The sequence below is a fragment of the Tildeniella sp. genome, from assembly GCF_059505325.1.
The window spans coordinates 16,975-43,491 of the sequence record NZ_JCACKI010000038.1 but is presented as its reverse complement, the minus strand read 5'-3'; the positions used below and the strand labels follow the sequence as shown (position 1 = coordinate 43,491).

The window sequence follows — 26,517 nt, the reverse complement described above, 5'->3', positions numbered from 1 at the left end:
CAGCTTTGAGGCTTGGGGTGATTTTGACTCCTGACTACTCCGCTTCTCATCATCCTCTAGTTAAACTCGATCGACTCATAATGCGGACATTGCTTACAAGGTCCTGAGGGATTGATAGCGCAGCGGAGATGGGCAGAACGGGCATTAAAGCGGCAGGTAATGTCGCCGATGAGGTAGCCAATGCCTTCAACATACTGATGATCGGCAGAGAGAGGAGAACCGTAAAAGCGGCTCAAGCGATGAGACGCTGAAGCATTCATGGCTGTACGCAATCTGGCTCTCAGGTGTGCCTCTGCTTTACGCATCAACAACCATGAGAGAATCACTGGAATCAGCCCGATCGCAACGATGAAGAGCGCTTCTAACATAGCTTATCTGTCAATGGTTAACCGCAATTTGCAACACTACCCGGCTGTCTTGATAGACTGTGCAGATGTATAGACTGTGCAGATGTGCTCATAACTCAACTTTAGAGGGTGATTTCGGTAGATGGTGTTTTCGGCGAACCCAACAACGATCAAGTTTTTACAACAACCAACCTCTCAACAGTGGCTTGAACAGGCGCTAACCCATCTTGATACCATTTTGTTGGATCATTCCCATTGTGAGCGTAAGGCGGCAGGCGTTGCGGTCAATTTGATGTTTCGCTATCCGGCGCATGTGAAATTGGTACGATCGCTGACAGCCATAGCTCAAGAAGAACTGGAGCATTTTGAACAGGTTAACCAAATTTTAGAACAACGGGGCATTCCGCTGGCTCCGCTTGCCTCTCCTCCCTATGGTGCCGGATTGAACAAGCAGATTCGTGCCAAAGAACCCGATCGCCTGTTAGATTCGCTGCTGGTGTGCGGCTTGATCGAAGCACGCAGCCACGAACGGCTTGGACTCTTAGGTACGCACTGCCCAGAGCCTGCCTTGGCGAAATTTTATCGAGGGTTAATGGCATCTGAAGCACGACATTACGGGGTTTATTGGGTACTTGCAACCACCTTTTTCGATCGCTCTGTAGTGGATCAACGCTTAGAAACACTGGCAACGGTTGAAAGCCAGTATTGACGCACCTGCATCCTGAACCCAGAATGCACAGCTAAGCCACAGCGATGCTGAAAGAAAACAACCAAGCAAAACGGATCAATTGGGCAGCAGACCGACAGATAATGATGAATCGAAGCCTAGGGCAGCAATCTCAATGAGGGCAAGATAGAGTGAACGCTGAAAACACTGCGATCGAACATCAAAACGTACCTGAAAGCCATCAGGGTCTGCATGGGTTTCTCTACAGCTCCGAAGATGAGCACACAGCAACAGTGACTACCGCTGCCAACGTGGATACGACGGCTCAAGTGATGCCGCTGGAAGAGTGGTGCAATCGGGCTGGCAACGCCAAAGTGGTTGGTGTCTATGCGGTTTCGGGACGCGATCGCCGCACTCGTTATGTTGGCTATTCCCGCAACGTAGCGCTGTCGCTCAAGGGTCATACAGCACAGCTAGGCGCTGACACGTGTGCCTTTGTTCAGGTACAAATCTTTAAAGTGCCCAGGCGTGATGTCTTAGAACAGCAGCGAGATGCCTGGATTGCCCAATTAGGCTACGTGCCCTCTGGCAATGCTGAGGCAAGTGAGCTTTGGGCAAGTACGGTGGGTGAAGCCGCGATCGCTGCTATGTCTCCAGCAGAACGCCAAGCCTATGAAGAAAAGAAACTTAAATTACGCAAAGCAATGGCTGACGCAGATCTATCGCGCGAAGTCCCTAACAATCAACATGAGGCAGAGCGGCATCAAACGCTAGAGGCAGCAGTCAAAAACGATGACTGGAGTGCGGTCATTCGGGAGCAAACCCAGCAAGCCTGACCGATGCCATGCCAACTTTTCATGTATGCAAGTACGCTACAAAGACTTTTTGATTCGGGACTGGATGGTTGGCGATCGCAGCCTTGCTGCCGAAGTTATTCGCTCCGTTCTAGCAGAGTACGGGTTAGGCTGGGAACCGGAGGGTGCCGATCGCGATGTGCTTCAAGTTGAGACCTACTATCAAGCGGTTGGCGGCGAATTCTGGGTGATTGAACAACACGGTACGTTGCTTGGTACAGGAGCCTATTACCCCATCCAACGCGGACAAAATGCCGTTGAAATCCGCAAAATGTATTTACTGCCAGAAGCCAGAGGTCAGGGGTTAGGACGCTTTTTGCTAGAAGCGTTAGAGTCCACGATCGCCACCCGCAACTTCGAGCAAATCTGGATCGAAACTGCCAGCGTTCTCGCTGAAGCTGTCAAGCTTTACGAGAGCAGCGGCTACAAAGCAGCAACAGGTGTGGAAACGGAACGGTGCGATCGGGTGTACCTCAAGAAGGTGAGGAGTGAGGAGTAAGAAGTTTTGTGTTTTGAGTTTTGCCCTGCCCGCTCCGCCTCCCCTGCCCCCTCCGCCGCCTCCGCCTCCCCTGCCCCCTCCGCCGCCTCCGCCTCCCCACGCCCCACCTTCACATGGATTCAATTCGTCTTTCCTGGTTCTGGGTGGAATGGTTCAGCGACCCTGTACGAATCGTGCTGCTCTTACTACTTTTCATTGGGTTATCCTGGGTCTTTCGGTCTAACCGCTGGCTAAGTCGAGTGAGAACCTATGCGATCGCCCTACTCGTCGGCTATCTCATCATCATCTCACCACCTTTTGTCGCACTGGCAACGTACGGGATTGGGAGTCCGCTGCCACACGATACCGGGGCAAAGGTTGATGTGATCGTCATTTTGGGGCGCGGACATGAACACAACTCGGCTCGTGCAGACATTGCTGCACAACTTTGGTTAGACCAGAGGGCACCCGTGCTTTTTGCCAGCGGTATCAATGATGCCCCTGAACTTGCAAAGCTATTGCGAACAAAAGGCGTTCCGGCTGCAAAGATTGGCGGTGAAGGTTGCTCTAGAACGACCTGGGAGAACGCTGTGTTTACGAAAGCCCTACTGCAACCTCAAGGTGTGAAGCAAATTCTCCTGGTGACGGATGTACCGCATTTATGGCGATCGCTCCTCATCTTTGAACAGGTTGGCTTTCAGGTCATTCCCTCTGCCAGTCCACTCTTCACCCAGATGACCAGCCCTCAGCGTGCCATGCTGCTGCTGCGTGAGTACCTTTTCCTTGCTCTCTATCCGACGACACTTAAGCAAGAGCGCCGAACCCTGGAACAGCCTTCAGCAGAGGTTGTACAGCAAATTACCAACCAACAGTGTCGCGTCGTCGGGTCATAAGCGAAAAGCCTCCGTCTTTACACCAAACCTTCATCATACTTGCGACCTTACGGCATTCCTGTCACGGTTGCCCAGAGGTATTTTTTAAACGATTGCGCATCCATTGTCAGGCGGAGCTGCTGTGACCAGGTGTAAATATCAAATGTTACTGGATCGCTCTGTACGGCAATATTGCCCAATAGCGTAATCCAATGGCTAGGAAACGGTAGCAACGGTGGGTTATTACCCAACATGCCGTCAGCAGTAATGAGGGCAAACGCCACGCCATCCGCTTTGATTGCCGCTGCTGCGTCCTGCATCGCACTGATGTCATTCATCAGGTAGGCGTGATCGTAAGCGACATGGCTGTAGCCGAGAATTTCTTTCACCCAGCCTTTCATTTCCCAGGATTTAGTCATACCAGCCAGATTACGAATGATGTCGGGAGCATTCGGTTCCACTGGAAAAAGGATCGATTCGACATCACGCAGCGTTGATAGCACCATCCAGTCTGCCTGACCCATCTGTAAATTGCCACTGCTGCCTTGTCGCAGGCGATCGGACGACGCAATGTAGTGGCTGTTGCCTTGAAAGCCACCGACAAAAAAAAGGCTGCGGCAGATCTCGACGTAGCGGAGCGGCTGTTTTTGGAGCAGCGTAAAGAGCACCGCCGCCGGACCGCAAAACGGCTGACCGCCTTGATTGACCTGAAAGGGATCTTGTACACGTGCTCGCATGTCAGCAGCGATCGTCGCTTTGTCCAAAAATGCCCACGCACCGGGAGCGCTGGATTGCTCAAACGCGTCGATCGCTGCCATCGCTGCCTCAACCTTAGCTGGATCGGGAGTATACGTACCCGTTAAAACCGCTCTAGTAATCACTGCTTACGCCCTCTTACGCTTGCAACAGTTGTGACTAACAACACTACCCTCATGTTCTATTCCCTATTCTCTCCTCCCGCTGAACGTTGGCTATGCCTATCAAACTATGCGTAGCAAAAAACAAAGGCTTCAGCTTTTTGAGACGCTGCGATCGTACTCTCAGCCTTACCCAGATAATTTTTGATGAGATCATATTAGTCTGGTAAAGTAGTAAAACTTATGGCTGGGATCATTCATACGACATCACTCACAGTCGCTGAGCCTTTCCGGTTCTCAGAACCAACGCTTACTGGATTGTGCTGGTTAAGCAGTACCTGGTTAAGTCTGCAACATTTGCTTTTATAATCGCCTCAGTAGCGTTGGTCACTGTCCGTGCTTGCGATTTATCCTGGTAGCTTTGATCCCATCACTTTGGGGCATCTCGACATTATTGAGCGAGGCTGTAAGCTCTTTGATCAGGTGATCGTAGCGGTCTTACGCAACCCAAACAAAACGCCACTGTTTACAGTGCCAGAGCGAATCGAACAAATCCGTCGCTCCACGCCTCATCTGTCTAATCTCGAAGTCGATAGCTTTGATGGGTTAACGATTAACTATGCCAAGATGCGACGTGCAACTGCTCTACTTCGAGGTTTACGAGTTCTCTCTGACTTTGAGATGGAGCTGCAAATGGCTCATACTAATAAAACACTCTCGGCTCAGATTGAAACCGTTTTTTTGGCAACGTCGAATGAGTACAGTTTTCTCAGCAGCAGCCTAGTAAAGGAAATCGCCAGATTTGGCGGTGCGATCGATCATCTTGTTCCAAAACATGTCGCCGTAGATATTTACCAATGCTTCGCCAAGATTCCTCCAGCATCAGCCCAGACCACGGACTTAGCGCCAACGCAGGAGCTTCCCAGAACGGCACCCTTCATGGAGGGTCTCCCCGATCGGGAAGTGTAGACATTCAGCGGGAATTAAATCGGCTGGAGGAAATCATTCTCGATAGCCCGCGTGTGCCCATGACACGCTGGACATGGGTCGATGAAGAGCAATTATTAGAGCAGCTTGATCTGGTGCGGTTGAGTCTGCCTGAGGCGTTTCATGAAGCGGACGCGATCGCCCGCCAAAAAGATGAGCTGTTTCTCCAAGCGGAACAATACGCTCAAGAAGTCGTTGAAAATGCCGAGCGCCGAGCGGCACAAATTCTCAACGAAATGGGCATTTTGCGCCAGGCAGAGATCGAGGCGCAGCAAATGAGACAGCAGGTGCAGCAAGAGTGTGAAGCGGCTGAGGCACAGACGATCGCCGAAATTGAACGGATGCGTCGTCAGGCTCAGCAGGATTTAGAAGAGATGCAGCGGTTAGCGATCGCAGAATGTGAGGAAATTCAGGCAGGCGCAGACGAATATGCCGACCGGGTACTGCAAGAAATGGAGCGACAGCTCAGCGAAATGATGCGTGTGGTACGTAACGGGCGACAACAACTTCAACCGGAAGCACCGCCTCGTGTCAGAGAGGCAAATACCAGTAGTACGCAGACGCGATCGCCAGGGGCAAAAGGCGATCGCGCGAAGACATAAGTGATCCTGTATGCGCTGCTTAGCTTGCCCGTTTCGCTTGCCAAACCGCACCCAATGCGGCTCCTAGCCCTGCAACCAAACCTACACTCATCCCTTCGATCGTTCGGGTGACGGGGCTTTTTGTTAAGCACTGGGCAGATGGCGCTGCCTCTTGCAAACAACTTTTGCTGTCTGCCCAGCTTGCAGTACCGCCTAAAATGACTCCAGCAGCACTACACGCCAGAATTAAAGTGAAAACAGAGCGGTTCTTTTTTCTACCCATAGATGGATGCCAAACGCTGCATAAATGGTCGATTAAATCTCCACTTAATGTACCCATTCATCCTGTAAAGTCAACAGTCTTTGCACAATCTTGCTCCAAACAAAAAGCCTTTGTAAGCAAAACTAGAACTGTCATGGCTGATGCCGCGATCGCACAGATCCATCATTTCCTCAAAGTGTCTGACTCCATCGCCACCGCAGGGCAACCAACCGAGATGCAGTTTGCTGCGATCGCTGAGGCGGGCTATCGTGTGGTGATCAATCTCGCGCTGCCAAGCTCGACCAACGCTCTACCACATGAGCAGGTGTTAGTCGAAGCGCAGGATATGACGTACATTCACATCCCGGTTGTTTGGGAAGAGCCAACACTGGCGGATGTGCAGCAGTTTTTTAGCGTTATGCAGGCATACGCAGGAACGCCCGTTTTTGTTCACTGTGCCCTGAATATGAGAGTTTCAGCGTTTATATATCTTTATCGACGGTTATACGAAGGGGTTGATGAAGCGGCAGCGACGCAAACGTTGCATCAGCTTTGGGTACCGAACGATCGCTGGCAGGCGTTCATAGCGCAGGTCGTGCAGTACTATCAACAGCACTAGCTTTTTCCAACCATCCCTTAGACTCATGGATACTTTTTTACCAATCGCCTATGTTCAGGATCAATTTATGCCCTTTACAGAGGCAAAAATTTCGATCGCAACTCACGCTTTGCACTATGGTACGGGAGCGATTGGTGGCTTGCGAGGCATTCCTGACCCCCATAACGCCAACCAGATTTTGCTCTTTCGGCTGGAGCGCCATTGCGATCGCCTGAGCCAAAGCGCTCGTTTTCTCCATTACGAGTTGCCCAGCAGCGCGATTAAGCAAGTGATTGTTGAATTCATCCAAAAAAATCGTCCGACACGTCCGTTCTATATTCGTCCCCTTGTCTACACGTCTGGACTTGGCATTGCGCCCAGGCTGCACCAGGTGGAAAAAAGTCTTCTGGTCTACGGCTTGGCAATGGATGACTATTTGTCGCCGACGGGTGTGAGCTGTCGCATTAGCTCCTGGCAGCGGCAGTCAGACAACAGTATGCCGTTGCGCGGCAAAATTACAGCCGCATATATTGCCTCTGCCCTCGCCAAAACTGAAGCGGCGGAGTCAGGCTTTGATGAAGCCATTATGCTCAACGCGCAGGGAAAGGTCAGCGAAGCCTCCGGGATGAATATTTTCATCGTTCGCAACGGGCAACTGATTACACCTGGGTTTGATCAAGACATTTTGGAAGGCATTACCCGTGATAGTGTGCTGACGCTGGCAAAGGATCTGGGCATTCCCACGATCGAGCGTCCAGTCGATAAATCTGAACTCTACATTGCTGATGAAGTGTTTCTCACAGGAACAGCGGCGAAAGTGGCACCTGTAAAGCGCGTCGAGAATTATACGCTGCCGAGCGATCGCCCGCTTACCGAACGCTTACGAACCATGCTGATTGCCATTACCGAAAAGCGCGATCCGCAGTATCAAGATTGGGTCGATACGATCGCGTTTGACTAACAGCAACGATCACTGGATTAAGTGATAAAGTCTCTCTGGAGCCAGGTCTGACTGCGTAATGGCGGTCACGTCACTAGGGGCTGTCACCAATTACAACGACCCATGACTTGCAGCAAGGGTTCCAGCCCCTAGCCTGGTATGTTGGGGCGGGCGCGATTATGCTGATACCGCAAGGTTTTGAAGCTAATTGATGATGCGCCCTAAAGCTGCGATCGCTCACGTAAAGGATATCAACATGACTCAATGGAACTGGATGCGGCAGCATACGCTCAAGGCGGGCATTGCACTTGTGACGGTTATTTTGACTGTTGTGCTATTCGGGCTACACAGCGCCACTAAGGCTCAAACGAGCAATACACAACTGTTGTGGTATGGGCAGTCTGCCTTTAAGCTGACAACCCCATCCGGCAAGGTGCTGCTGATTGACCCCTGGCTTGAAAACCCGCTCAACCCCAATGGCAAAGCTGATCTAGCAAACCTGAAGCAGGTTGACCTGATCCTTGTTACCCACGGTCACTTTGATCATCTTGGCAATGCAGTAGAAATTGGTCAGAAAACGAACGCAAAGCTTGTCAGCACGTTTGACCTGGGACAAGCGATCGTTGCTTCCAGCGGTTATCCCAAAAATCTAGTCACGGTTGAGACACAGGGCAACTTTGGGGGCGAACTCACCTTGCTCAATGGTGAAGTGAAGGTTGCGTTCATTCCAGCCATCCACAGTTCTTCGGTCGCGTCTGACGGTAGCCCTGCCACATTCGCAGGCAATCCTGGGGGTTTTTTGATTAGCGTTAAGAATGGTCCTGTCATCTATCACACAGGCGATACCGATCTGTTCTCAGATATGGCGCTTATTCCTCGATTTAGGAAAGTAAGCTTAATGCTTGCCTGCATTGGCGATCAGTTTACGATGGGTCCCCAACGGGCTGCCGAGGCGGTCAAGCTAGTTAATCCAACAACGGTCATACCGATGCACTATGGCGTTTTCAACCTGCCAGGAACCCCGCAGGCATTCTCTCAAGCATTGCAGCAACAGGGTGTTAAAAGCCAGTTTCGCACGATGAAAGTGGGTGAAGTACTGAAGCTCTAAAGAAAGGAATACCCTCTTTGGCGCGGCTCTGTCTAAACGGGATCATGCCCTTTGGCGACCTTTTCGTTATGAGAAGGCTAGTCAAAGGGCGCTGTAATCGATGCCACACCTTGATTCATCTACTCGAAACGGGGCGGTGATTGACGCGATCGACCGATAAAGCAGTTAGTAACGCGCTCCCCGCTTGTGTAGTGAAGCAAGAAGTTGGGGGCGAACCTGCTTTGCCCACAAATCAAAATTAAACTCGGTGGTGTTGCTGCCAATCGATTCAGCAGCCTTGTTTTGTTCGTTTTCAGCTTTACTTTTCATACGATTCCTGATCCACGCTGTAAGTACTTTGAAGCAAAACTCGGTCCGACTATGTCTGTCTCAGGGCATAATCTGTAGCATAAGATGCAGCTAACGCAAGCGATCGATGCTGTTGACGCATAGCAAAGGTGCTGACAGGCACTGTTAGCTCCACGGATGAAGCTGTCACCCACGATCGACTCTTTGCTACAGTTATGCCCGAGCAATATTCTGTACTATTGCATACAGAATGATTTTAAAGGCTTGCCCTTAAAGCAGTAGTTAAGCTTTCGTGAATGTTCGATAAATATAGGATGCCCAGAGTTGCTCGATTGATCTCAGGTCTAACAATCAGTTGCTTGCCTCACTCTGAAGGCTCTGGACGAAGCATCTGAGGCTGCATCTAAAGTTATGAGGTTGGTTTGAGCGCTTGCTTGATTTGCTCGATCGCCCGCTGAGCCAACTGCTCTGGCGTTTCCTCTGCTTGATAGCTGACGCGCACATCTGCCTGAGCATAAAGCGGCTGTCGTTCCTCTAAAAGTGCCTGAAGCTTAGCGGCTGGATTGGTGTCTTGTAGCAAGGGGCGCGTGTCGTCTGTTTGTAGACGCGCCTGAAGTTGCCCAACCGGAACATCAAGCCACACAACAATGCCATGACGCAGATAGCCCCAGTTCTCACGCTTGAGGACAATACCACCACCTGTGGCGATCGCTAACCGTGTGTAGGGTGCCAGTTCAGCTAAAACCTGGCTTTCTAGCTGGCGAAACTCTGCCTCACCTGACTGGGCAAAAAGCTCACGAATCGATAGTCCCGTTACCTGCTCAATGACGGCATCAGTATCAAAAAAACGGTAGTTCAGTGCCGTTGCCAGGAGTTGTCCTACCGTTGTTTTGCCTGACCCCATCATGCCGATCAAGTAGAGGTTGGTACCTTTTAAGAAATCATTCACGCGTTAATGCTCATACCACGTTGCTGTCGCCAGAATACCGCGATCGCGCTATCCCTAGCACCGTTCACGTTAGCGTCTCACGCTTACCGAACTGGCAAAGCAGTTGGGCTAATTCTTTAAACCCCTCTCCGGCGGCTGCGCTCGTCACGTAAGCAGGTTGATGCGCCAGGCGATCGCGGTAATCCAGCACATTCGCCACACCCACCGAGAGCGGAAATCGATTGGCATCAAACAAGCTCTCATCGTTAGGGCTGTCGCCAACTGTGATCACGTGTTCGGCTGCGTAGTCAGGAAAGTATTGCTGCAAAACGGTGAGTAGACCAGTCGCCTTGTCCTGCGATCGCAATTTGATGTGGCATTGCACCGTACTGTAAGTAAAGCCCCACGAGTAACTTTGGCAAAGGCGATCGAGACGCTCAAGCTCAGCGATTGTCAGTCCCTGTACATCAAATGTCCAATCTGTCAGTCGAAAACGGTTGTCGCTGGACTCTTGCAGTGCCGGAAAAGTAGTACGCAGACGTTGAAACATTGCAGCCAGGTGTTGACGATGCTGTGTGATGTCTGAAAGCGGGACGAGTAGCGCTTCTGAAAGGGTCTCTCCAGCACAAAGCAAGCCGCCATTTTCAGCGATCGCGCCCCAAACGGGCAAATAATGAGCCAACCCGCTGACCCAACCTGCCGATCGTCCCGTTACAATGAGCACCTGAATCCCTACTGCTGCCAGTTGCTCAAACGCTTGTAGCAGCGCGGGTGTGAATTTTCCATCTGTTGTTAACGTCCCGTCCATATCCGTTGCTACCAGCCGCACAGATGTAAGATCAACGGTAGAAAAGGCTTGTGATAACGGTAGGAATGGCATCGCTGGTGAAGAATGAAGCATGGGAAACGTTTTGAGTTTTGAGTTGGAACCGTTGTTCGCTGTTAGTTGTAGTTGCGAGAAGGAGCTAGAAGACAAGGGAGAATCAACTTAAAACTCCCCCTGCTCTCTCCTCTCTCCTCTCTCCTCACCCCTCTCTCCATCATGGGACAACTCACCCCTGACCAGCGCCATAGTCTGTATACTCAGGAAGCCGCGCGAGCAGGTATCCACAAAGCCATCCTCGCTGCCCTTTATCAGGTACAAACCAAGCCAGTCTTGACTGATGGCGAGACAGGCTTGGGTATTGCTCCTGCAAATCAAATGACCTTAGAACAGGTGGATACTTTTTCTGCACAGGTACAGTACGCCGCTAGCACAGTGCGTAGTCTCACGAATAGCCTCATCGCTGACGGCTGGAACAGTGCAGAACTGTGGCATATCGACCAGGGGCGCTACACCGATCGGTTGATCGAGGCGATCGCCGCAGGCTACACTGCACCCATCAGCGATCCGGCGGCGGCGCTCTTAGAAGCTTGCGATCAAGTGGCACTACTTCAGGCGTATAGCGATGACTTAAGGACTGACGCTCAAGCAACTCAGCTACCTGTTACGTTTGCTAATTTCGATGCAGCACTGCTTGCTTTTTTAAAACCCCTGCCTCATTGCTATTTCAGCCTGCCACACCAGCGCGGTGCATTATTAGAACTGGTTCGCCTGTGGCATCAACTGGATAGTCGTGAGGCTGCGATCGCTGCGCTAGGCGTTGAGCACCCTGCCGCGATCGAAGAGGCTGAACTGGATACCGCTTTACGTCGCTTTCTGCCGCTCCTTGCTCCAACCTATGCTGGCTATCCTCACCAGCGAGAAGCATTACTGCGCCTGACTCAACTTTGGCAGCAGTTGGATTCGCGGGAGGCTGCGATCGCCGCGCTTGCTCAGCCTCTTTTGCCCTCGCTCAATTTCAACAGCATTGATGCAGCGTTGATGGCGATCGTCCAGCGCCTGCCCCCAACGTATGAAGGCAAAGGCGACCAGCGCAATGCACTGGTTGAAACCGTTCGCCTCTGGCACCAGCTAGAGAGCCGCAGTGCAACCCTGCTTGCTTTGGGCATCAACCCCGATCTGTTTACCACCGCAACGCCCGATCAAACTGCCATCACTCATGCGGCTGCTCAGCTTGACCAGTCACTGCTGGACTTTGTTCGCTACCTGCCTGTCTCATACAAGGGCACTGACATACAGCGTGATGCCCTGCTACGGTTGACTCAGCTTTGGCGATCGCTGGCTACACCCGAACAAGCCCTTCAGTCGCTTCTCAGCGATCTGCGGCAGATGGCAACAGCGCGACGGGACACACCCGAAGCTCCGCCAAAACCATCACCGCTCCTTCCGTCCACTCGCCCCGATCGCTGGACTCCTAACACGCTACAGCTTTATGCTCCTATCATCGCCAACGGCAGCTTTATTTGGGCAGAAGCAACCAGTGGGGGGCTACAGATGCCGCCCAATCAGGCAGTAGTCGATGCGATCGTCCATCTTGCCCAACTGATACAGCAAGCACGCGATCGACTTAGCCGTCCGTTTCATGTCACAAGCTGGTACGTGATTGCCGATGGTAATGCTCAAATCCCAGGCATTTTGTCTCGTCGTCACCTGCTGGGTGATGCACTGACTTTCTACTGCGAAGGACTTACAGGTGCTCAGCTCTACTGGTTTTTAGACCCTTGGTGGACAGGCGGTTTAGGGTACTCTGCTCACGCGCCCTGTCTCTGCTATGTTGATGGTCGCGGCGATCGAGCACGATGGCAAGTATGAGCTTACTTTAGTTCCTAATCTACAGGCGTAATGCAAATTGCAACTAAGTTGCCTTCATCTCTTTCTTGTAAATGTCGCTTCTACATCGGTTCAGCTATCATGCCGAACGTCTCTTAACGCAAAAGTCAGGGTCGATTGTTCGATCGACCCTGACTTCTTTAAAGACGTTTTGCAGAGAGGTCTGAGCTTTTGGCTCTCTTTAGCGCGGCGATCGTCCACGCAACGATCGCCTCGTTGAGTCAAGACCTTGCCTAGCCAATGTAGTTTGCTTCTGCTTCTAGCAGACGAATGAGTGCTTCATCGCCTTTTGCTCTGGCGGTTTCCAGGCGGCGCTGCAAGTTTTTTTGCATGTTTACGCGATGCGTTTGAGACGCTTGTGTTGCGCTTTCCTGACGGTTTCTGTTCATGTTAGACATTAGTTAAAAGTGAGATGTGGTACTAAATCCTAAGCGTAATTCTAACACTCACAAAGCTAAACGGTAGCTTACGATACGGAATTTAACGATATGCGATCGCGTCTCTAACCTGGCATGCCTTGCTTTGCGTTAATTGACAACACACGCTCTACGGGTTGGGCAGCTTACTTCTGTATTGAAAGAAAAAATTAGAAACTCCCAACGCTGCGTCCGGAGAGTCGCTGGATGGATGTGAAATCGAACTACTGATAGAGATAAAACAGCCTTGGTTAAGGCATTGTGTAATTAAGGCGTTGATTCGACAGGCTGTCGTTAGCGCAATCCGGTGCATTGAGCGATCCTTAAACGTGTTAGATAAACCATACGTGGTGGCGAACGATGCGAACTCCCCGTGCAACCGTTCAAAAGGTCGATATGTCTGCTGCAATGACGGCTCAACCCATTACCCTCTATCTGGGATGGGAAATCTTCTTGAGCCGCGTCTTCAGAGAGCGCGTTGATAAAGGCTTGTGGCTTCACTGGTATCACCCTGCGGATCGAAACCGTGAGTGTGCCCTCCGCTACGGTCATTTTATTGCACCGAACCAAACTCTGGAAGAAGCGCTGCACGCTGTCTATCAGTCAATCGAGGCGATCGTTGAACTAGAATCAATGGAGCACGTTCGATCGTTTGCTTCATCCAGCGATCGCCGGGTGCCTGAATGGAACGCCCCTAGCTGGGAAATGGTGCCAATTAACGCGTAGGCGACGTATGGCGCAGCATCGGCTTCTCACCCTCCTCAGCGATTTTGGCTTGAGCGATAGCTATGTGGGCATCATGAAAGGGGCGATCGCGCAGGTAAATGTAGCGCTGACTGTCATCGATTTAACCCACCAAATTCCACCGCAAAATATTGCGTTCGCTCGGTTTGCGCTCATGACTGCCTATCCTTACTTTCCAGTCGGTACTGTGCATGTCGCGGTGGTTGATCCGGGTGTCGGTAGCACTCGACGCGCGATCGCTCTTGCGGTTGGCGAAGATGCCGCTCATCCTACAGGCTTTCTCGTTGGACCAGACAATGGACTTTTCAGTGGTGTCATCAATGCTCATCCTGTCATTGCAGCGGTTGAGCTGACTGAGCCTTTGTACTGGCGCACACCCAAGCCAAGCGCCACTTTTCATGGACGCGACATCTTTGCACCCGTGGGTGCCCATCTTGCGAGTAGAGTACCGCTAGACCAGTTAGGCACGAGCATTGCACCCGAAACGTTGGTGTTGCTCGACGTGCCCCAATGTAGTCAGCCTGAAACGTGGAGCGATGTTGAGCGATCGCAGTTTGTAACAGAGTTCGATGGTGTAAGCATTCCTCACGGTGACAAGATAGTGGGCTATGTGCAGGCGATCGACCACTTTGGCAATTTGATTACAACGATTTCAGGTGCTCAGGTGCGGGGTAAGCGCTGGTGGCTGTTGAGCAATGGCACCCTATTTGCAGGTAGAGAAACGTACAGTAACAGCACGCCTGGAGACTTACTGGCGCTCGTTGGGAGTCACGGTTGGGTTGAAATTGCCGTCAATGGCGGCAGCGCTCAGGCTAAACTCAATTTAGGTTGGCATGATCCGGTATGTGTAGTGGTGAGTAGTCGGTAGTCGATGGTTGGAGCAAACTTACAGTCAAAACTCTTCACGCTATGACGCAACTATTAGAGCCAGAAATTTACCAGGGACAGTTTGGAGACTTCACGATTACGCCCGACGATCGCCGGGGAGTCGTCATTTATCGTGCTGGCTTAATGGCAGCCGCGCTCTGTTTTGCGATCGGGGTTGGGTTAGTGCTGGGGCAACCAGAGAATCCCGTGATTTTGCCTTGGCTGACGCTGCTGTATACAGGGTTTTGTTTAGCGCTTGGTGTCAGCTTGCTGATGATTCACATCTACATGGTGACGTTACATCGGGCATTGCAAGCATTTTGGGTGATTGGGGGTGTCTCCGCCTTTGCGATCGGTCATTTTTACCCCGAACCGTTTGCGCTTACGGTCTACAATCAACCGCTGAGTATTCTTGGCATTGGCTTTACTTTTGCTGCTTTAACGGGCATTTTCTTCAAAGAAGCAGTTTGCTTTAATCGGCTAGAAGCAAAACTGCTCACTCCATTAGTGCCGTTGCTGTTGTTGGGGCATCTCGTCGTTTGGCTACCGTTAGCATTAGAACAGGGGATACTAGCGCTCTGGGCAGCGCTGTTCCTGGTGTTTGCCGTGCGTAAGGTCATTCAACCATTGCCGCCAGATATTGGTGATAAGAGCGTGTTTGCCTATCTGAAGCAGCAACGGCTCACCAAAGTAGATGCGTCGTGATGTCATGCTTCGCAATCAAGGTGCGCGAGAAAGGGAGCGATCGCCCATGAAGCCCAACGATAAGCCAGAAGCAACGCGGTTGAAATGGATGAAGCCTATCGCCTGGGTTGCGATTCCGCTTGTGGGAGTGCTGTCACTTCTGGGTATTGCCGTGAGTCGTCAACAGGCACAGCTTGCGACTCAAGCACCGAGTCCATCCAGCACTGTTGCTCTTACACCAACAACAGAAATCACACCCTCTCCATCAGCGACTCCTAGCAAAGCGCCACAGACAACCCAAAAGCCGACCGCTAAGCCGTCTCTCCAACCGATCGATCCCGCTGCTTTGACTGAACAGCAGAAAGCTCTCAATCGACAAGCAAAAGCGGCTTTTGGAGCCTTGGGATCGTCGGTCGATGCTCTGATTGAAATGCATGTTGCGATCGCTGAAGGACAGCCCTCTGTCAGCGTTGGTGCACCAACGGGTGCCCTCCTACTGAATCAGAAAGGGCAAATACTACATCAACTGCCGCCTGGCAGCGTTTATAGCGCTCAGCCTGATGGTCAATCGATTCGCTTCGGTGAATGGCAGCTACCCGAAGCGGTTTGGTTGGAAATCCCTCCTGGTAGCGTGTTTCAATTGGGCAATCGTACCTACCGTGGACGGCTTCTGCTGGTTGCAACTGACGGTAAGCTTTGGGGTGTCAACCACATCAATATGCGACAGTACCTTTACAGTGTGGTCGCCAGTGAAGTGTCCCCCAGTTGGAAAATGGAGGCACTCAAGGCACAGGCAGTTGCCGCTCGCTCCTATGCCTTGACCTACTATTTCAAGCCTGTTAGCCCACTCTTTCATATGGGTGCAACAGAGTACTATCAGGTCTACAGCGGTACCGATCGCGAAGCGGCTACAACCAGTCAGGCGGTTGATGCTACAGCAGGCGAGTTCGTTAGCTACCGTGGCGGCATTGTTGAATCGCTTTATGCTGCATCTGATGACATTGTGGCTGAGGCATTTCAGGGGAAGGGCATGAGTCAATTAGGGGCACTGGCACTAGCTGAGCAAGGCTACTCTTATAAGCAAATTTTGAGCAACTATTACCCTAAGACAGGCGTAGCGCGGATTGAAGAGGATAAGGATTAGTGGGGAGTGGGGAGTCGGGAGTCGGGAGTGGGGAGTAGGACTGCTGACCGCAAGCTTCGTCTAACAACTAACAACTAGCAACTAGCAACTCTTTCCGCCTTCCTGCTTCCCAAAAGTGCTTCGGCTCTTGCTTGTACATACTACAGATTCTGTTAACAGTATCAACGCCTACAAACATCCTACAAGTGGTAGGATCACCCTTGACTAACAGATGTCACCTGGAGTCAGGAGCAGCACTATGCCACTTACGCTATCAGCGGAGAAAACAAAGCATCAGCCTACGGTCAAGCTGGGGCGGGTTCTGGTTGTTGAAGACGAAGGGCTAATCTCGGAGACGATCGCGCTAGCGTTAACGGATGAAGGCTACGAGGTGATTACGGCTGAAGATGGTCGTGTGGCGCTGGATTTGATTCACCAGCTTAAAGAACTGGAGTCTAGCGGGAACTCAAGTACGGCTCTGGCACTACCGCATCAATTGCGCGGTCGATCGATCGACCTGATCATCCTGGATTTGATGTTGCCGTATATCAATGGACTTGATCTCTGTCGTCTGATTCGTCGAGAGGGCATCAGTGTACCGATCCTAATGTTGAGCGCTAAGGGTAGCGAGACCGATCGCGTGGTTGGGTTAGAGGTGGGCGCAGATGATTACCTCACCAAACCGTTTGGTATCCGTGAACTGGTGGCGCGCTGTCGTGCTCTTCTGCGCCGTCACCATCAGTTTCAAGTACAGCCCGAGCAGCCGTCCTTGAAGTATCAAGACATTGCCCTTTACCCTCAAGAGTGCCGCATTACAGTGCGCGGTGCAGCAGTTAATTTCTCGCCCAAAGAGTTCAAGATCTTAGAGCTGTTTATGAGCTATCCCCGGCGGGTTTGGTCACGAGAGCAGTTGCTAGAGCGCATTTGGGGTCCCGATTTTATTGGTGATAGCAAGACAGTCGATGTGCATATCCGCTGGCTGCGTGAAAAGCTTGAAATTGACCCCAGCAGCCCAACGTATCTGGTGACAGTCCGTGGGTTTGGCTATCGGTTTGGTTGATGTGTGTGAGTCGTCAGCAGGCAGTCTAGAATAGCGTTACATTCTACCTGTGCTCGGTTATGGCTACGCTATCTGGTCGAGCGGAGGGCTAAACGCTGAACGTGGCAATTCTGTGGTTTCTCTTAGGGCTGGCGATCGGGCTTAGTTTGTTGCGTTGGCATCACGTTCAGCTAACTCACAAGCTTAAACGTCTGACTCATGCCCTTCAGCCAGATACTTCACCCTGGTCATTTTCTTCAACGTCGCAGCTGATGCGAGCGATCACAGCACATTTAACAGACTGTGAAACGCTAACCGCCGATCGAGAAACCTGGCGGCATCTTTGTCACGCTGCTCCGATCGGGGTGCTGCAAGTGGACGAGGAAAACCAACTGCTTTGGTGCAACGATCAAGCAGGGCAACTGCTTAGCATTCAGCCACCTCATGCGGCAAATCGTCGCCTGTTGCTAGAGCTGGTTCGCTCCTACGAACTGGATCAACTGATTGAGCAGACGCGGATTCTGCAAAAGCCCTGCCAGAGTGATTGGACGTTTCATCCTGTCTGTGCTGATCCGTCTCAGCTATCGCGTCAGTTGTCTCGCCCACTGCGGGCGCACAGCATTTTGCTGGCAGATGGTTGCGTGGGCGTGTTTTTAGAAAGCCGTCAGGAAACCGTTCTGCTGGCGCAACAGCGCGATCGCTGGATTTCTGATGTTGCCCATGAACTCAAAACGCCGTTAACCTCGGTCCGTCTCGTGGCTGAGACGCTACAAATGCGGTTGGAACCACCCTTGCGCGACTGGATCGATCGCCTCCTTAACGAAACAATCCGTTTGAGCAGTTTAGTGCAAGATCTACTGGATTTAAGCCAGCTAGAAGCAAACCCCAATCCTAACCTGAAGCTTCAAACGGTTGATCTGACGAAGTTGATTCAATCCACCTGGTTTAGTCTGGAGCTGTTAGCACGCAAAAAGCAGCTTCAGCTTGACTATGTGGGTCCTGAGCGCCTGCTCATGCAGCTTGATGAGTCACGGATGCATCGCGTTCTGCTGAATTTGCTCGATAATGCCATCAAGTACAGCCCTCCCCAGCAGGCAATTCGAGTGCATGTGAGCATCGTTGCCAATCGCAGTCAGGCGCAGGATCAGCTAGTGCAAGTGGAGATCATTGATACAGGGCTGGGCTTTCCGACTGAGGCATTACCCTACGTGTTCGATCGCTTTTACCGCGCCGATCCATCCCGCAGCCGTAGTAATATCGGTCTAGAAGCATCGAGAGTTCACTCGATCGGTAAACGGGCGACGACTGCGAGTAATGCCTTTGCTGATGATGCTCAGCCTGTTAGTGGTACTCAAGCAGTGCCAAGTAGTGGGAGTGGGCTAGGGCTAGCGATCGTCCGTCAAATCGTAGAGGCACATCAGGGTTGGGTGCAGGCAAGCAATCATCCTGAAACTCAAGGCGGTTGGCTACAAGTTTTTTTACCGTGGCAGCCTGATGATGTCGCTGCGACCTGACTGAACGATCGACTTGAACGCTCTCAGACTGCTTCAATTCAGCGATCGCTCCACAATCATGCAACCAAGACCGCCGCGATTTGCGATACTAGAGCTTGGTTCTGTGACGCACGCAAACATGTTTATTATCGATATCACGCTCAAGAATACGCCCCTTTCCCTCTCGGTACAGCGCAAATCGGAAGAAGATGCTGAAGCGATCTATCAAAAAATCTTGCAGGTGCTTCGTTCTGGCAGCAACGAACTGCTAGAACTGTCGTGTGAGAAGCAGCCTGGGAAAAAAATTGGCATCCTTGGCACCGAAATTTCAGCGGTGCAAATTTCTGACAAATCTGGCACTGCGGCAGCATCCGGTCGTCCCCCTGGTTTCTTTGCACTGGCTGAGTGAATGCTTCAGCATCGTCAATCGCCAACGTTCTGATGATGAGCTAAGCGTAGCGATCGCTGCAACAGTTAATCATTTTAGGAGGATAGCAACATCGAAACCGCGATCGCCGCGCCTGCTATTCAAGTTCAGGATTTAAGTTTTCGCTGGTACAAGGGCGAGACGGTTCTGGACTCGTGTAGCTTAGAGGTGCCTCAAGGTGAGTTTTGGATGCTTTTGGGCACCAACGGTAGCGGTAAGTCAACGCTATTGAAGCTGCTGGCAAAACTTTTGCATCCTCAGTCAGGTTCTATCCAGATCAGCCCACATACTGGCTTCGTTTTTCAGAATCCAGATCACCAGCTTGTCATGCCGACCGTTGGTGCCGATGTTGCGTTTGGGCTAGTTGCAGAAAAGTTGACGTATGCTCAAACCCGGCAACGGGTAGCCGAAGCGCTGGAAGCAGTGAATTTGCTGCCACTCCTCCGACGACCAATCTACGCTCTGAGCGGTGGGCAAAAGCAGCGAGTGGCGATCGCAGGTGCGATCGCCCGTCATTGCGACGTTTTACTGCTAGACGAACCTACGGCACTCCTCGATCCTGACAGCCAGCTTGATCTGGTGGCACAGGTACAGCGTCTCGTCAAAAGTCGTGGCTTAACGGCTCTTTGGGTGACGCATCGCCTCAATGAACTGGACTATTGTGATGGCGCTTTTTTATTGGAGCAGGGCAAAGTGGTCGATCGGGGTAATCCCCAACGGTTGAAGCAACGCCTGATGCAAGTTGCTGTTTAACGAGCAGGGCATGACACATAACGTCTCTACAGTCAAAAAATTACAGCGCCTGAATCCACTCTTTCACCTCATACTCTGTCCAAACGCCGTTTTGCCAATACGGATCAGACTCAATCAGTTGGCGTACAGTGGCTTCATTTTCAGCCTCGTAAATGCCAAACACTTTGGTCAGGTCTTTGGTCGGACCGATCGTCACCAGCACCCCAGATGCTTTCTGTTTTGCCAGACCATTGAGATGTGCCTGACGGTAAGGAGCGCGTTTTTCCAGTACATCATCGCAATAAGTGCCCCAGAGGACGTATTTTGTCATGGCTTTGAGTAGGTTTGAATGAGTGAAAGAAACCGGGTTTCTAGATGATGTTTTGGATGTTCAACAGCGTTGTCTGGTGGAGAAACCCGGTTTCTGTGTCGATCTAGCTTCTGAGGTCAACGCGGAATTTATCAACTAGCGCTTCTCGCACTTGCTGGTGGACGGGTTCGATGTCGTCATCCTTGAGCGTGCGATCGCCCGCTCTGTACAACAGCCGAAAGGCAAGACTGCGCTGTCCAGCAGGCACGTTCTCGCCGCGATATTCATCGAACAAATCGATAGACTCTAACAGCGTTCCGCCTGCTTTGGTAATCACGCGCTCAATTTCGGCGACCGATACCTGGCTGGAAACAAAAAAGGCAATGTCACGATCGGAGGGTGGATAGGTTGAGAATGCCTGGAAGATCGGTACGCGCGCTTCGTCATGATCGAGGTGATCGAGCAGCACATCCAGATCTAGCTCAAACACGTAGACTTCATCGGGTAGACCGCGTTCCTGACGCAGTTGCGGATGCAGTTGTCCAAAGGTGCCCAGACGATCGCCACGCATCCAGAGGGAGGCGGTGCGACCAGGATGGAGACGCTCGTCGCGGCGATCGGGCTGATACTCAACGGCTAACCCTAGACGCTGAAACACACTTTCCAACAAACCCTTTGCCCCAAACCAGGTAAGCGGCTGTTCATGCCCAGACCGTACCCATTTACCGCGCGTGACATCGCCACCTAAAATGCCTGCAAGCGAATCGGCTTCGCTTAAACCGTCTTCCTCTGACCAGAAGATACGACCGATTTCAAACGCGTTCAACGAGCCGTTGCCTTGCTCTAGATTGTACTGAAACGCGTCAATCAAGCCAGAAACCAGGTTGGTTCGCAAGGCAGAATATTCGGCAAACAACGGGTTTGAGAGGACAATTTGCCGCGTTTCTCCTGGTTTACCGAGCGTATAGTGCGTTACCTCTGTTAGCCCGATCGCGCGTAGTGTCTGCCGCAAATGACGACTAAGCGCTTGTTCGACTGAAAGATAACCCGCTTCAGTTTTGTCGGGTAGCGTATCGCAAAAATTGTTGTATCCATAGAGGCGAGCAATTTCCTCAATGAGATCAATTTCGCGCTCTAGGTCACGATAGCGGTAAGGCGGTACGGTGACAGTCCAGACGCGATCGTCCGTTACGGGTGAAAGATTGCAGCCCAGAGCGGTTAGAGTCCGCTCCACATCCTGCGGTTGCAATTCACTCAGCTCTTCGCCGACGGTCACGGGTCCCAACACCTGGTTGACCCGATCGAGCCGCAGTTCAATCGATCGCGTAGACGACTGGCTACGGGCATCCGCCACCGATTGAGCTACCACTACACCACCTGCGAGTGCACCAATTAGCTCGATCGCTCGACGACAGGCAATCTCTAGCTCTGCCTGATTCACCCCTCGCTCATAGCGTGCCGATGCCTCGGTTCGCATACCCTGCGATCGAGCAGAGCGACGAATCGCAGCCGTATCAAACAATGCCGCTTCCAGCATCAAACTCTGAGTACCCGCATGGACTTCGGTTGCCTCGCCACCCATCACTCCTGCCAGTGCCACAGGCTGTTTGCCCGCCGTGATTAGCAAGGTTTGTTCGTGCAGATTGCGCGTCTGCCCATCCAGGGTTGTGAGCGTTTCGCCTACCTCTGCAAAACGGACACCAACCTGAAGGGTGGGGAGTCGGGAGTCGGGAGTCGGGAGTCGAGAAGAAGCTCCTGCCTTCTGCTCTCTGCCTTCTGCTTCCTGGCTGACCGCTGACGGCTGACCGCTGATTGCTACTAACCGATCGCGATCGAACCCATGTAGCGGCTGCCCCCACTCCAGTAGAATGTAGTTCGTAATATCTACCACATTGTTAATTGGGCGCGTTCCGGCTGCCTGTAACCGTTGCTGGAGCCATTGAGGTGAGGGCGCGATCGTGACCTGCTCAATTACGGTTCCAATATACGTCGGGCAAGCCTGCGGTTCTGAGATTTTTAGCGTCAGGGCATCAGTGGTTATAGGGGGAGCGATCGCTGCCGCTTGAGGAAGCTTCAAAGTCGCACCCGTTAACGCTGCCACCTCACGCGCAATCCCTACCATACTGAGGGCATCCGCTCGGTTGGCAGTTGAAGTCAAATCGAGAATGACATCATCCAGCCCTAGTAGCGGACGTACATCACTACCAACCGCTAAGCCATCTTCTTCAAAGCTGTGGATGCCGTCTGCCTCTTTCACCAAGCCAAGCTCTGCAAGTGAACAAATCATGCCTTCAGAGGCGACTCCACGTAACTTGGCAGGCTTAATTTTAAGACCGTCGCCAACCTTCGGCAGAAAGGTACCCAGCGTTGCGACTGGCACAAAGAGTCCGGCTTTGACGTTGGACGCACCACACACGATCGTCGAAAGGTCTGCGGCACCAATATCAACCTGACAGACACTCAGCCGATCGGCGTTGGGATGAGGCTGGCGATCGACGACCTTACCCACAACCACTCCGTCTGCCCACGTTTGTCGATCTTCAATCTCCTCCACCTCAAACCCTGCCATCGTCAGCATCTCTGCCAACGCCTCTGGACTCATCGTGATATCAACCAGTTCTCTCAACCAGTTCAAAGAAATACGCATGACCTGCCTGCTAACCTTTTCTACGCACGATCATTCTACCGTTCTACCCGTCATTCGCTGTTACACCGCCCTCATCCCCTCATTCAACCAAATTCCCAGCAGCACTTTCCAAAATCCTTTTGGCAATAGAGAATTAAGAGGGGCGAAATTAATCGCTAAACGTTCGGAATCCTTCTCAACCTCAAGTAATTACTTATAGGATTGACTACAAGCCTGTTGTGCATCTTCAGCTTTTGGGCACCTTGAAAGAAGGGTGTATCTTGAAGAGACAGCAAAGTCCGTAGATGTAACGACAATGGTGATAGCTTTACGTACAGGCAGAAGAACTTTAGCAACTCTTCAAGGGATCTCCCGCATGAACGACACTCCTGTTTGCTGTTCCTGCACAGATAATGAAACTAGGGTAGCAATATCCCAGTAGGCAACGTCAGAGCGAGTGATGCTAAATGAGCTACTGCTTAAATCCGAGCTGTCCTAACCCCGAAGACTCTGCCCCTGCTGACATTTGTCCAGCCTGTGGTAACAACATCCTGCTGAATAATCGCTATCGGGTGATACAGGCACTAGGTCAGGGTGGCTTTGGCGCGACCTTTTTGGCGATCGACGAATCACTACCCGGTCAGCCGAACTGTGTGATCAAGCAGCTTCGTCCAAGTGCAACGGCACCGCATGTGTTGCAAATGGCAAGAGAACTGTTTGAGCGAGAGGCGCGTACACTCGGTCAGATTGGCAATCATCCCCAGGTACCACGTTTATTAGACTATTTTGAAGCAAATCAAGAATTTTATTTAGTCCAAGAATACGTCAGTGGCTTCACCTTACAACAGATTGTGAAACGTGACGGTCCGCTGATTGAACAAGAAGTAAAACGCTTTTTAAGCGAAGTTTTACCCGTCTTAGAATACATTCACAAAAACCGAGTCATTCATCGAGACATTAAGCCTGCCAACATGATCCGCCGTGCTCAGGATGGCAAGCTTGTACTGATTGACTTTGGTGCCGTCAAATATCAGCATCAGCCAAACTCTACGAATTCTGAACAGACCGCATTTACGTCCTATGCGATCGGCACACCCGGCTTTGCACCTCCTGAGCAAATGGCAATGCGTCCCGTGCCTGCCAGCGATATTTATGCATTGGGCGTTACCTGTATTTATTTGCTGACTGGAAAATCACCGAAGGATCTGGATTACGATCCGTCAACGGGTGAGTTGCTCTGGCAAAAACACGTCCATATCAACGAACATTTCATTAGCGTTTTGAAAAAGATGCTCGAAGTGTCTGTGCGGCATCGCTATCAATCCGCTGATGACATCTTTAGAGCACTCGATCTGGAACCCTACCTGGATAGCCTCGCGAATAGTATGCTCGCCCAACCTGGCAGCGCCTCACGCAAACCAGGAGACTACCGCTCCGGTCCTGACTCCACAGGCACACCATCCTCTCCTCATGCCCGTGCAGCCGCTGCCATTCGCGCGCGACAAATTAAATCCGATGCAACCAGCCTCCAATCTGGTCCTGCTCGTAGCCGTGTGTTTGACTCTAGAGCCTTCGTCAGTACATCCCTCAAGAGCAAAGATTCAACTGGGCGAGGCAAAGATGCCAACGGTGAGAAGAGTAAAGCCTCGACTCGTTTGGATGCAGATGGTTTGCAAAGCTATTACTCTAAAGGTCGGCGTGACTTTGCTTCTTATGACTTAAACTCTCTTAGCCTGCCGAAAGCTAATCTCTCTGGTGCCACCTTTCATCAAGCAAACTTGAGCAAGATTAATCTGCAAGGTGCAAATTTGTTTAATGCCGATTTTGGTCGGGCAAACTTAAATCGGGCAAACTTGCGCGATGCCACCATGGTCAAGGCATACCTGAATAATGCTGATTTAGAAGGTGCCGATCTACGTGGTGCTGATCTTTCTCAGGCATACTTGCTGAATGCCAACCTGCGGGGTGCAAACCTTTGCGGAGCGAATTTGACAGGCGCAAAGCTGACAGAAGACCAGCTTGCGATGGCACGCACTAACTGGATGACCGTCCGCCCTAGCGGTAAACGGGGCATGTGGTAGGTAAGAATTTGACTGAGCGCCGAAAAAACTGACGTGTGGAGTCAGAAGCCAGAATGCAGCAGTTATAGCGGTCGCCACCAAAGTTAGGACATTGAAATTAAAGGGGTGTGGGGGCTTCGCCCCTGCACCCCGCCCTAACCCATATGACTACGGTTATAGATTCGTCTGCACGAGAGGCTTTGAGTATCCAGGACGCATCTTAAAATCGATCGGAAAGTAAGAAACTGTAGGACTTGTGCCAACCTCGGAGGTTTTAACCAAGACTCAAGCAGCGGCACTCATGTAGTCGCTTAAACCTCCGAGGTCTCAGTCAAAATGCTTAAGTCCTGTGGGTTTCTGGAGAGCGTTGCCTCTTGAGACAATGCTTTTTCGCCGAGAATCCAGGTTTACGCCGTTTCTTAGCCTTGTACGGCGCGGGTCGTTTTGAACGTCACGTTAGAGCCTTCTTGAGTTTGTTCCAACACAAGCATGGGCGTTGGTTTCGCTTTTTGATCCCAGCGCATGTTGGCAATACGCCCCTGGATAGTGGGCTGCCAACTGTCATGTTCGCTGGTAGGGTTGAGGAAGGTCTCCATGCAGTCAATAATTTGACCGATCGTGACTGAAGTCGGTTGGGTTGGCAATTTGAGAATTTTGATCTCAATGCGAAACAACACGCGCTTGGTGCCTTTGGGCAGATCGCCTGGTTCGTATTCCACGTCAAAGATTTCGTCGATTTGCCGTCCGGTGCTGGCGATGCCAATTTCACCCTGATTTGCCTGACTGGGACGAAGGGCGATCGAAATTTTATCTTTAACCTTGACTTTAATTTGATTAAGAATAGCAAAGTGGAAGACTTCTTCATCCATCCGCATTCTCAGATAGTCGAGATTAAACTCTCGCGAGTGAATGAGATCGGGGTTTTTCTCCATTTTGCCGATGGTGCCGACCGCAAACTTCAGCTTTTTCTGGAGCTCCCGATTCTTCAACGCTTCAAACCTGACCTGCTTGGCAAGCTTATCCATTGCCAGCTTAGACAGGATTCCCAGAATCACCAGCAGCAGCAGCAAGCCACCAGAAGTCAGCATCCATACCTGGTTAGGGTTAGCGTCTGGAGCTTTGGCAGGCTCTGTGGTGACGGTTTTTGGTTTTGTCGTTTTGCCAGGTGTTTGAGCCAACCAGGGTTCTATAACAAGCATGGGGGTTGACATGGCAGTGGGAAATTGAGAACTTAAATGCTACCTATAGCGTTCCCTAAATAAAGCGTTCGATAGCATTAGCCTAGCTTAATTTGCGGATGCAAGCCGTTAACTAGCTTGTAGTAAAACTAGTGCTTTTTAGATCGGCTTTCTGCGGAGCAAGTATCGGTCTTATAGCAGTCGCCGTAGAGCTTCGGACAGTGAAAGCAAAGGAGACAAAGGGGTTTCGCCTCACCATCCCGTCCTAACGCGTATGGCTGTCGTAGTGACAACACACAAGTTAAACTTTTCAACCATTTTCTTGGTCTTTTGGGACA

General features: G+C 51.5%; 28 protein-coding genes and 1 pseudogene. 19 read left to right on the top strand and 10 right to left on the bottom strand.

Annotation, left to right across the window (positions count from 1 at the left end):
- Nucleotides 1-56: 56 nt before the first annotated feature.
- Entirely contained in the window at nucleotides 57-368 is a 312-nt protein-coding gene (locus AC5JO6_RS14475; protein WP_496081770.1) for a DUF6464 family protein, read from the bottom strand.
- A 121-nt stretch (nucleotides 369-489) separates the two neighbouring features.
- On the opposite strand from AC5JO6_RS14475, the pseudogene AC5JO6_RS14470 reads away from it, so the two are divergent.
- The 4 genes and pseudogenes from AC5JO6_RS14470 to AC5JO6_RS14455 all read left to right on the top strand — a co-directional run bounded on the left by AC5JO6_RS14470 (nucleotide 490) and on the right by AC5JO6_RS14455 (nucleotide 3,239).
- A pseudogene (locus AC5JO6_RS14470) lies at nucleotides 490-1,091 on the top strand (MiaE family protein).
- A gap of 114 nt (nucleotides 1,092-1,205) precedes the next feature.
- Nucleotides 1,206-1,850, top strand: coding sequence for a GIY-YIG nuclease family protein (locus AC5JO6_RS14465; protein ID WP_496081769.1), 645 nt, complete (start codon nucleotides 1,206-1,208; stop codon nucleotides 1,848-1,850).
- 25 nt (nucleotides 1,851-1,875) lie between these two features.
- Complete coding sequence (locus AC5JO6_RS14460; protein WP_496081768.1) at nucleotides 1,876-2,367, top strand: GNAT family N-acetyltransferase; 492 nt, start codon at nucleotides 1,876-1,878, stop codon at nucleotides 2,365-2,367.
- Between the two features lie 113 nt (nucleotides 2,368-2,480).
- The gene (locus AC5JO6_RS14455) at nucleotides 2,481-3,239 is read left to right on the top strand and encodes a YdcF family protein (RefSeq protein WP_496081767.1); all 759 of its coding nucleotides are present in this window, start codon (nucleotides 2,481-2,483) and stop codon (nucleotides 3,237-3,239) included.
- 47 nt (nucleotides 3,240-3,286) lie between these two features.
- Here the strand turns inward: AC5JO6_RS14455 and AC5JO6_RS14450 are convergent, their stop codons facing one another.
- The gene (locus AC5JO6_RS14450) at nucleotides 3,287-4,099 is read right to left on the bottom strand and encodes a hypothetical protein (RefSeq protein ID WP_496081766.1); all 813 of its coding nucleotides are present in this window, start codon (nucleotides 4,097-4,099) and stop codon (nucleotides 3,287-3,289) included.
- 372 nt (nucleotides 4,100-4,471) lie between these two features.
- Here AC5JO6_RS14450 and coaD point away from each other — a divergent pair, with 372 nt between their 5' ends.
- Together coaD and AC5JO6_RS14440 are read left to right on the top strand one after the other, a co-directional pair.
- Nucleotides 4,472-5,044, top strand: coding sequence for a pantetheine-phosphate adenylyltransferase (gene coaD / locus AC5JO6_RS14445; RefSeq protein ID WP_496081765.1), 573 nt, complete (start codon nucleotides 4,472-4,474; stop codon nucleotides 5,042-5,044).
- Complete coding sequence (locus tag AC5JO6_RS14440) at nucleotides 4,933-5,664, top strand: hypothetical protein (RefSeq protein ID WP_496081764.1); 732 nt, start codon at nucleotides 4,933-4,935, stop codon at nucleotides 5,662-5,664. Before coaD ends, AC5JO6_RS14440 begins: the two co-directional genes overlap by 112 nt.
- A gap of 19 nt (nucleotides 5,665-5,683) precedes the next feature.
- Here the strand turns inward: AC5JO6_RS14440 and AC5JO6_RS14435 are convergent, their stop codons facing one another.
- Nucleotides 5,684-5,926 (bottom strand): hypothetical protein, encoded by a 243-nt coding sequence (locus AC5JO6_RS14435; RefSeq protein ID WP_496081763.1) that lies wholly within the window; start codon nucleotides 5,924-5,926, stop codon nucleotides 5,684-5,686.
- Nucleotides 5,927-6,059: 133 nt separating this feature from the next.
- Between AC5JO6_RS14435 and AC5JO6_RS14430 the strand changes: the two genes are divergently transcribed.
- The 3 genes from AC5JO6_RS14430 (at nucleotide 6,060) to AC5JO6_RS14420 (ending at nucleotide 8,551) form a co-directional block, all read left to right on the top strand.
- On the top strand, nucleotides 6,060-6,524 hold the full coding sequence (locus AC5JO6_RS14430; protein ID WP_496081762.1) for a protein tyrosine phosphatase family protein: 465 nt from the start codon (nucleotides 6,060-6,062) through the stop codon (nucleotides 6,522-6,524).
- A 25-nt stretch (nucleotides 6,525-6,549) separates the two neighbouring features.
- Nucleotides 6,550-7,464: a branched-chain amino acid transaminase gene (locus tag AC5JO6_RS14425; RefSeq protein ID WP_496081761.1), complete on the top strand. Its 915-nt coding sequence runs from the start codon at nucleotides 6,550-6,552 to the stop codon at nucleotides 7,462-7,464.
- A 190-nt stretch (nucleotides 7,465-7,654) separates the two neighbouring features.
- A complete protein-coding gene (locus AC5JO6_RS14420; protein WP_496081760.1) occupies nucleotides 7,655-8,551 on the top strand; it encodes a metal-dependent hydrolase in 897 nt (298 codons plus the stop codon).
- Between the two features lie 165 nt (nucleotides 8,552-8,716).
- Here the strand turns inward: AC5JO6_RS14420 and AC5JO6_RS14415 are convergent, their stop codons facing one another.
- From AC5JO6_RS14415 to AC5JO6_RS14405, 3 genes are all read right to left on the bottom strand, one after another.
- Nucleotides 8,717-8,860 (bottom strand): hypothetical protein, encoded by a 144-nt coding sequence (locus tag AC5JO6_RS14415; RefSeq protein WP_496081759.1) that lies wholly within the window; start codon nucleotides 8,858-8,860, stop codon nucleotides 8,717-8,719.
- A 388-nt stretch (nucleotides 8,861-9,248) separates the two neighbouring features.
- Entirely contained in the window at nucleotides 9,249-9,788 is a 540-nt protein-coding gene (locus AC5JO6_RS14410; protein ID WP_496081758.1) for a shikimate kinase, read from the bottom strand.
- 64 nt (nucleotides 9,789-9,852) lie between these two features.
- A complete protein-coding gene (locus AC5JO6_RS14405) occupies nucleotides 9,853-10,668 on the bottom strand; it encodes an HAD family hydrolase (protein ID WP_496081757.1) in 816 nt (271 codons plus the stop codon).
- Nucleotides 10,669-10,809: 141 nt separating this feature from the next.
- On the opposite strand from AC5JO6_RS14405, the gene AC5JO6_RS14400 reads away from it, so the two are divergent.
- Nucleotides 10,810-12,462, top strand: coding sequence for a peptidase M15A (locus AC5JO6_RS14400; protein ID WP_496081756.1), 1,653 nt, complete (start codon nucleotides 10,810-10,812; stop codon nucleotides 12,460-12,462).
- Between the two features lie 251 nt (nucleotides 12,463-12,713).
- Here AC5JO6_RS14400 and pirA read toward each other — a convergent pair whose 3' ends face one another.
- Entirely contained in the window at nucleotides 12,714-12,869 is a 156-nt protein-coding gene (gene pirA, locus AC5JO6_RS14395; protein WP_496081786.1) for an arginine synthesis PII-interacting regulator PirA, read from the bottom strand.
- Between the two features lie 387 nt (nucleotides 12,870-13,256).
- Between pirA and AC5JO6_RS14390 the strand changes: the two genes are divergently transcribed.
- From AC5JO6_RS14390 to AC5JO6_RS14355, 8 genes are all read left to right on the top strand, one after another.
- Nucleotides 13,257-13,622: a hypothetical protein gene (locus AC5JO6_RS14390; RefSeq protein WP_496081755.1), complete on the top strand. Its 366-nt coding sequence runs from the start codon at nucleotides 13,257-13,259 to the stop codon at nucleotides 13,620-13,622.
- 7 nt (nucleotides 13,623-13,629) lie between these two features.
- Nucleotides 13,630-14,508 (top strand): SAM hydrolase/SAM-dependent halogenase family protein, encoded by an 879-nt coding sequence (locus AC5JO6_RS14385; protein ID WP_496081754.1) that lies wholly within the window; start codon nucleotides 13,630-13,632, stop codon nucleotides 14,506-14,508.
- A 41-nt stretch (nucleotides 14,509-14,549) separates the two neighbouring features.
- Nucleotides 14,550-15,212, top strand: a complete 663-nt coding sequence (locus tag AC5JO6_RS14380; protein WP_496081753.1) for a DUF2301 domain-containing membrane protein — start codon at nucleotides 14,550-14,552, stop codon at nucleotides 15,210-15,212.
- A gap of 4 nt (nucleotides 15,213-15,216) precedes the next feature.
- Nucleotides 15,217-16,335 (top strand): SpoIID/LytB domain-containing protein, encoded by a 1,119-nt coding sequence (locus AC5JO6_RS14375; RefSeq protein ID WP_496081752.1) that lies wholly within the window; start codon nucleotides 15,217-15,219, stop codon nucleotides 16,333-16,335.
- 238 nt (nucleotides 16,336-16,573) lie between these two features.
- Nucleotides 16,574-17,374 (top strand): response regulator transcription factor, encoded by an 801-nt coding sequence (locus tag AC5JO6_RS14370; RefSeq protein WP_496081751.1) that lies wholly within the window; start codon nucleotides 16,574-16,576, stop codon nucleotides 17,372-17,374.
- 101 nt (nucleotides 17,375-17,475) lie between these two features.
- A complete protein-coding gene (locus AC5JO6_RS14365) occupies nucleotides 17,476-18,867 on the top strand; it encodes an ATP-binding protein (RefSeq protein WP_496081750.1) in 1,392 nt (463 codons plus the stop codon).
- 118 nt (nucleotides 18,868-18,985) lie between these two features.
- Complete coding sequence (locus AC5JO6_RS14360; protein WP_496081749.1) at nucleotides 18,986-19,255, top strand: UPF0367 protein family; 270 nt, start codon at nucleotides 18,986-18,988, stop codon at nucleotides 19,253-19,255.
- A 102-nt stretch (nucleotides 19,256-19,357) separates the two neighbouring features.
- The gene (locus AC5JO6_RS14355; RefSeq protein ID WP_496081785.1) at nucleotides 19,358-20,026 is read left to right on the top strand and encodes an energy-coupling factor ABC transporter ATP-binding protein; all 669 of its coding nucleotides are present in this window, start codon (nucleotides 19,358-19,360) and stop codon (nucleotides 20,024-20,026) included.
- A 40-nt stretch (nucleotides 20,027-20,066) separates the two neighbouring features.
- Here the strand turns inward: AC5JO6_RS14355 and AC5JO6_RS14350 are convergent, their stop codons facing one another.
- A complete protein-coding gene (locus tag AC5JO6_RS14350) occupies nucleotides 20,067-20,336 on the bottom strand; it encodes a YciI family protein (RefSeq protein ID WP_496081748.1) in 270 nt (89 codons plus the stop codon).
- Between the two features lie 103 nt (nucleotides 20,337-20,439).
- Complete coding sequence (pheT, locus tag AC5JO6_RS14345) at nucleotides 20,440-22,917, bottom strand: phenylalanine--tRNA ligase subunit beta (RefSeq protein ID WP_496081784.1); 2,478 nt, start codon at nucleotides 22,915-22,917, stop codon at nucleotides 20,440-20,442.
- 491 nt (nucleotides 22,918-23,408) lie between these two features.
- Here pheT and AC5JO6_RS14340 point away from each other — a divergent pair, with 491 nt between their 5' ends.
- A complete protein-coding gene (locus AC5JO6_RS14340) occupies nucleotides 23,409-25,022 on the top strand; it encodes a serine/threonine-protein kinase (protein ID WP_496081747.1) in 1,614 nt (537 codons plus the stop codon).
- Nucleotides 25,023-25,420: 398 nt separating this feature from the next.
- Here the strand turns inward: AC5JO6_RS14340 and AC5JO6_RS14335 are convergent, their stop codons facing one another.
- Nucleotides 25,421-26,212: a hypothetical protein gene (locus tag AC5JO6_RS14335; protein WP_496081746.1), complete on the bottom strand. Its 792-nt coding sequence runs from the start codon at nucleotides 26,210-26,212 to the stop codon at nucleotides 25,421-25,423.
- Nucleotides 26,213-26,517: the final 305 nt, after the last annotated feature.

What these genes read in the sequence shown, in the direction of transcription:
- AC5JO6_RS14475 (WP_496081770.1), bottom strand. Translation starts at nt 368, where the DNA reads ATGTTAGAAGCGCTCTTCATCGTTGCGATCGGGCTGATTCCAGTGATT.
- AC5JO6_RS14460 (WP_496081768.1), top strand. Translation starts at nt 1,876, where the DNA reads ATGCAAGTACGCTACAAAGACTTTTTGATTCGGGACTGGATGGTTGGC.
- AC5JO6_RS14455 (WP_496081767.1), top strand. Translation starts at nt 2,481, where the DNA reads ATGGATTCAATTCGTCTTTCCTGGTTCTGGGTGGAATGGTTCAGCGAC.
- AC5JO6_RS14440 (WP_496081764.1), top strand. Translation starts at nt 4,933, where the DNA reads ATGCTTCGCCAAGATTCCTCCAGCATCAGCCCAGACCACGGACTTAGC.
- AC5JO6_RS14435 (WP_496081763.1), bottom strand. Translation starts at nt 5,926, where the DNA reads ATGGGTAGAAAAAAGAACCGCTCTGTTTTCACTTTAATTCTGGCGTGT.
- AC5JO6_RS14430 (WP_496081762.1), top strand. Translation starts at nt 6,060, where the DNA reads ATGGCTGATGCCGCGATCGCACAGATCCATCATTTCCTCAAAGTGTCT.
- AC5JO6_RS14425 (WP_496081761.1), top strand. Translation starts at nt 6,550, where the DNA reads ATGGATACTTTTTTACCAATCGCCTATGTTCAGGATCAATTTATGCCC.
- AC5JO6_RS14420 (WP_496081760.1), top strand. Translation starts at nt 7,655, where the DNA reads ATGATGCGCCCTAAAGCTGCGATCGCTCACGTAAAGGATATCAACATG.
- AC5JO6_RS14415 (WP_496081759.1), bottom strand. Translation starts at nt 8,860, where the DNA reads ATGAAAAGTAAAGCTGAAAACGAACAAAACAAGGCTGCTGAATCGATT.
- AC5JO6_RS14405 (WP_496081757.1), bottom strand. Translation starts at nt 10,668, where the DNA reads ATGCTTCATTCTTCACCAGCGATGCCATTCCTACCGTTATCACAAGCC.
- AC5JO6_RS14400 (WP_496081756.1), top strand. Translation starts at nt 10,810, where the DNA reads ATGGGACAACTCACCCCTGACCAGCGCCATAGTCTGTATACTCAGGAA.
- pirA (WP_496081786.1), bottom strand. Translation starts at nt 12,869, where the DNA reads ATGAACAGAAACCGTCAGGAAAGCGCAACACAAGCGTCTCAAACGCAT.
- AC5JO6_RS14390 (WP_496081755.1), top strand. Translation starts at nt 13,257, where the DNA reads ATGCGAACTCCCCGTGCAACCGTTCAAAAGGTCGATATGTCTGCTGCA.
- AC5JO6_RS14385 (WP_496081754.1), top strand. Translation starts at nt 13,630, where the DNA reads ATGGCGCAGCATCGGCTTCTCACCCTCCTCAGCGATTTTGGCTTGAGC.
- AC5JO6_RS14380 (WP_496081753.1), top strand. Translation starts at nt 14,550, where the DNA reads ATGACGCAACTATTAGAGCCAGAAATTTACCAGGGACAGTTTGGAGAC.
- AC5JO6_RS14375 (WP_496081752.1), top strand. Translation starts at nt 15,217, where the DNA reads ATGCTTCGCAATCAAGGTGCGCGAGAAAGGGAGCGATCGCCCATGAAG.
- AC5JO6_RS14370 (WP_496081751.1), top strand. Translation starts at nt 16,574, where the DNA reads ATGCCACTTACGCTATCAGCGGAGAAAACAAAGCATCAGCCTACGGTC.
- AC5JO6_RS14360 (WP_496081749.1), top strand. Translation starts at nt 18,986, where the DNA reads ATGTTTATTATCGATATCACGCTCAAGAATACGCCCCTTTCCCTCTCG.
- AC5JO6_RS14350 (WP_496081748.1), bottom strand. Translation starts at nt 20,336, where the DNA reads ATGACAAAATACGTCCTCTGGGGCACTTATTGCGATGATGTACTGGAA.
- pheT (WP_496081784.1), bottom strand. Translation starts at nt 22,917, where the DNA reads ATGAGTCCAGAGGCGTTGGCAGAGATGCTGACGATGGCAGGGTTTGAG.
- AC5JO6_RS14340 (WP_496081747.1), top strand. Translation starts at nt 23,409, where the DNA reads ATGAGCTACTGCTTAAATCCGAGCTGTCCTAACCCCGAAGACTCTGCC.
- AC5JO6_RS14335 (WP_496081746.1), bottom strand. Translation starts at nt 26,212, where the DNA reads ATGTCAACCCCCATGCTTGTTATAGAACCCTGGTTGGCTCAAACACCT.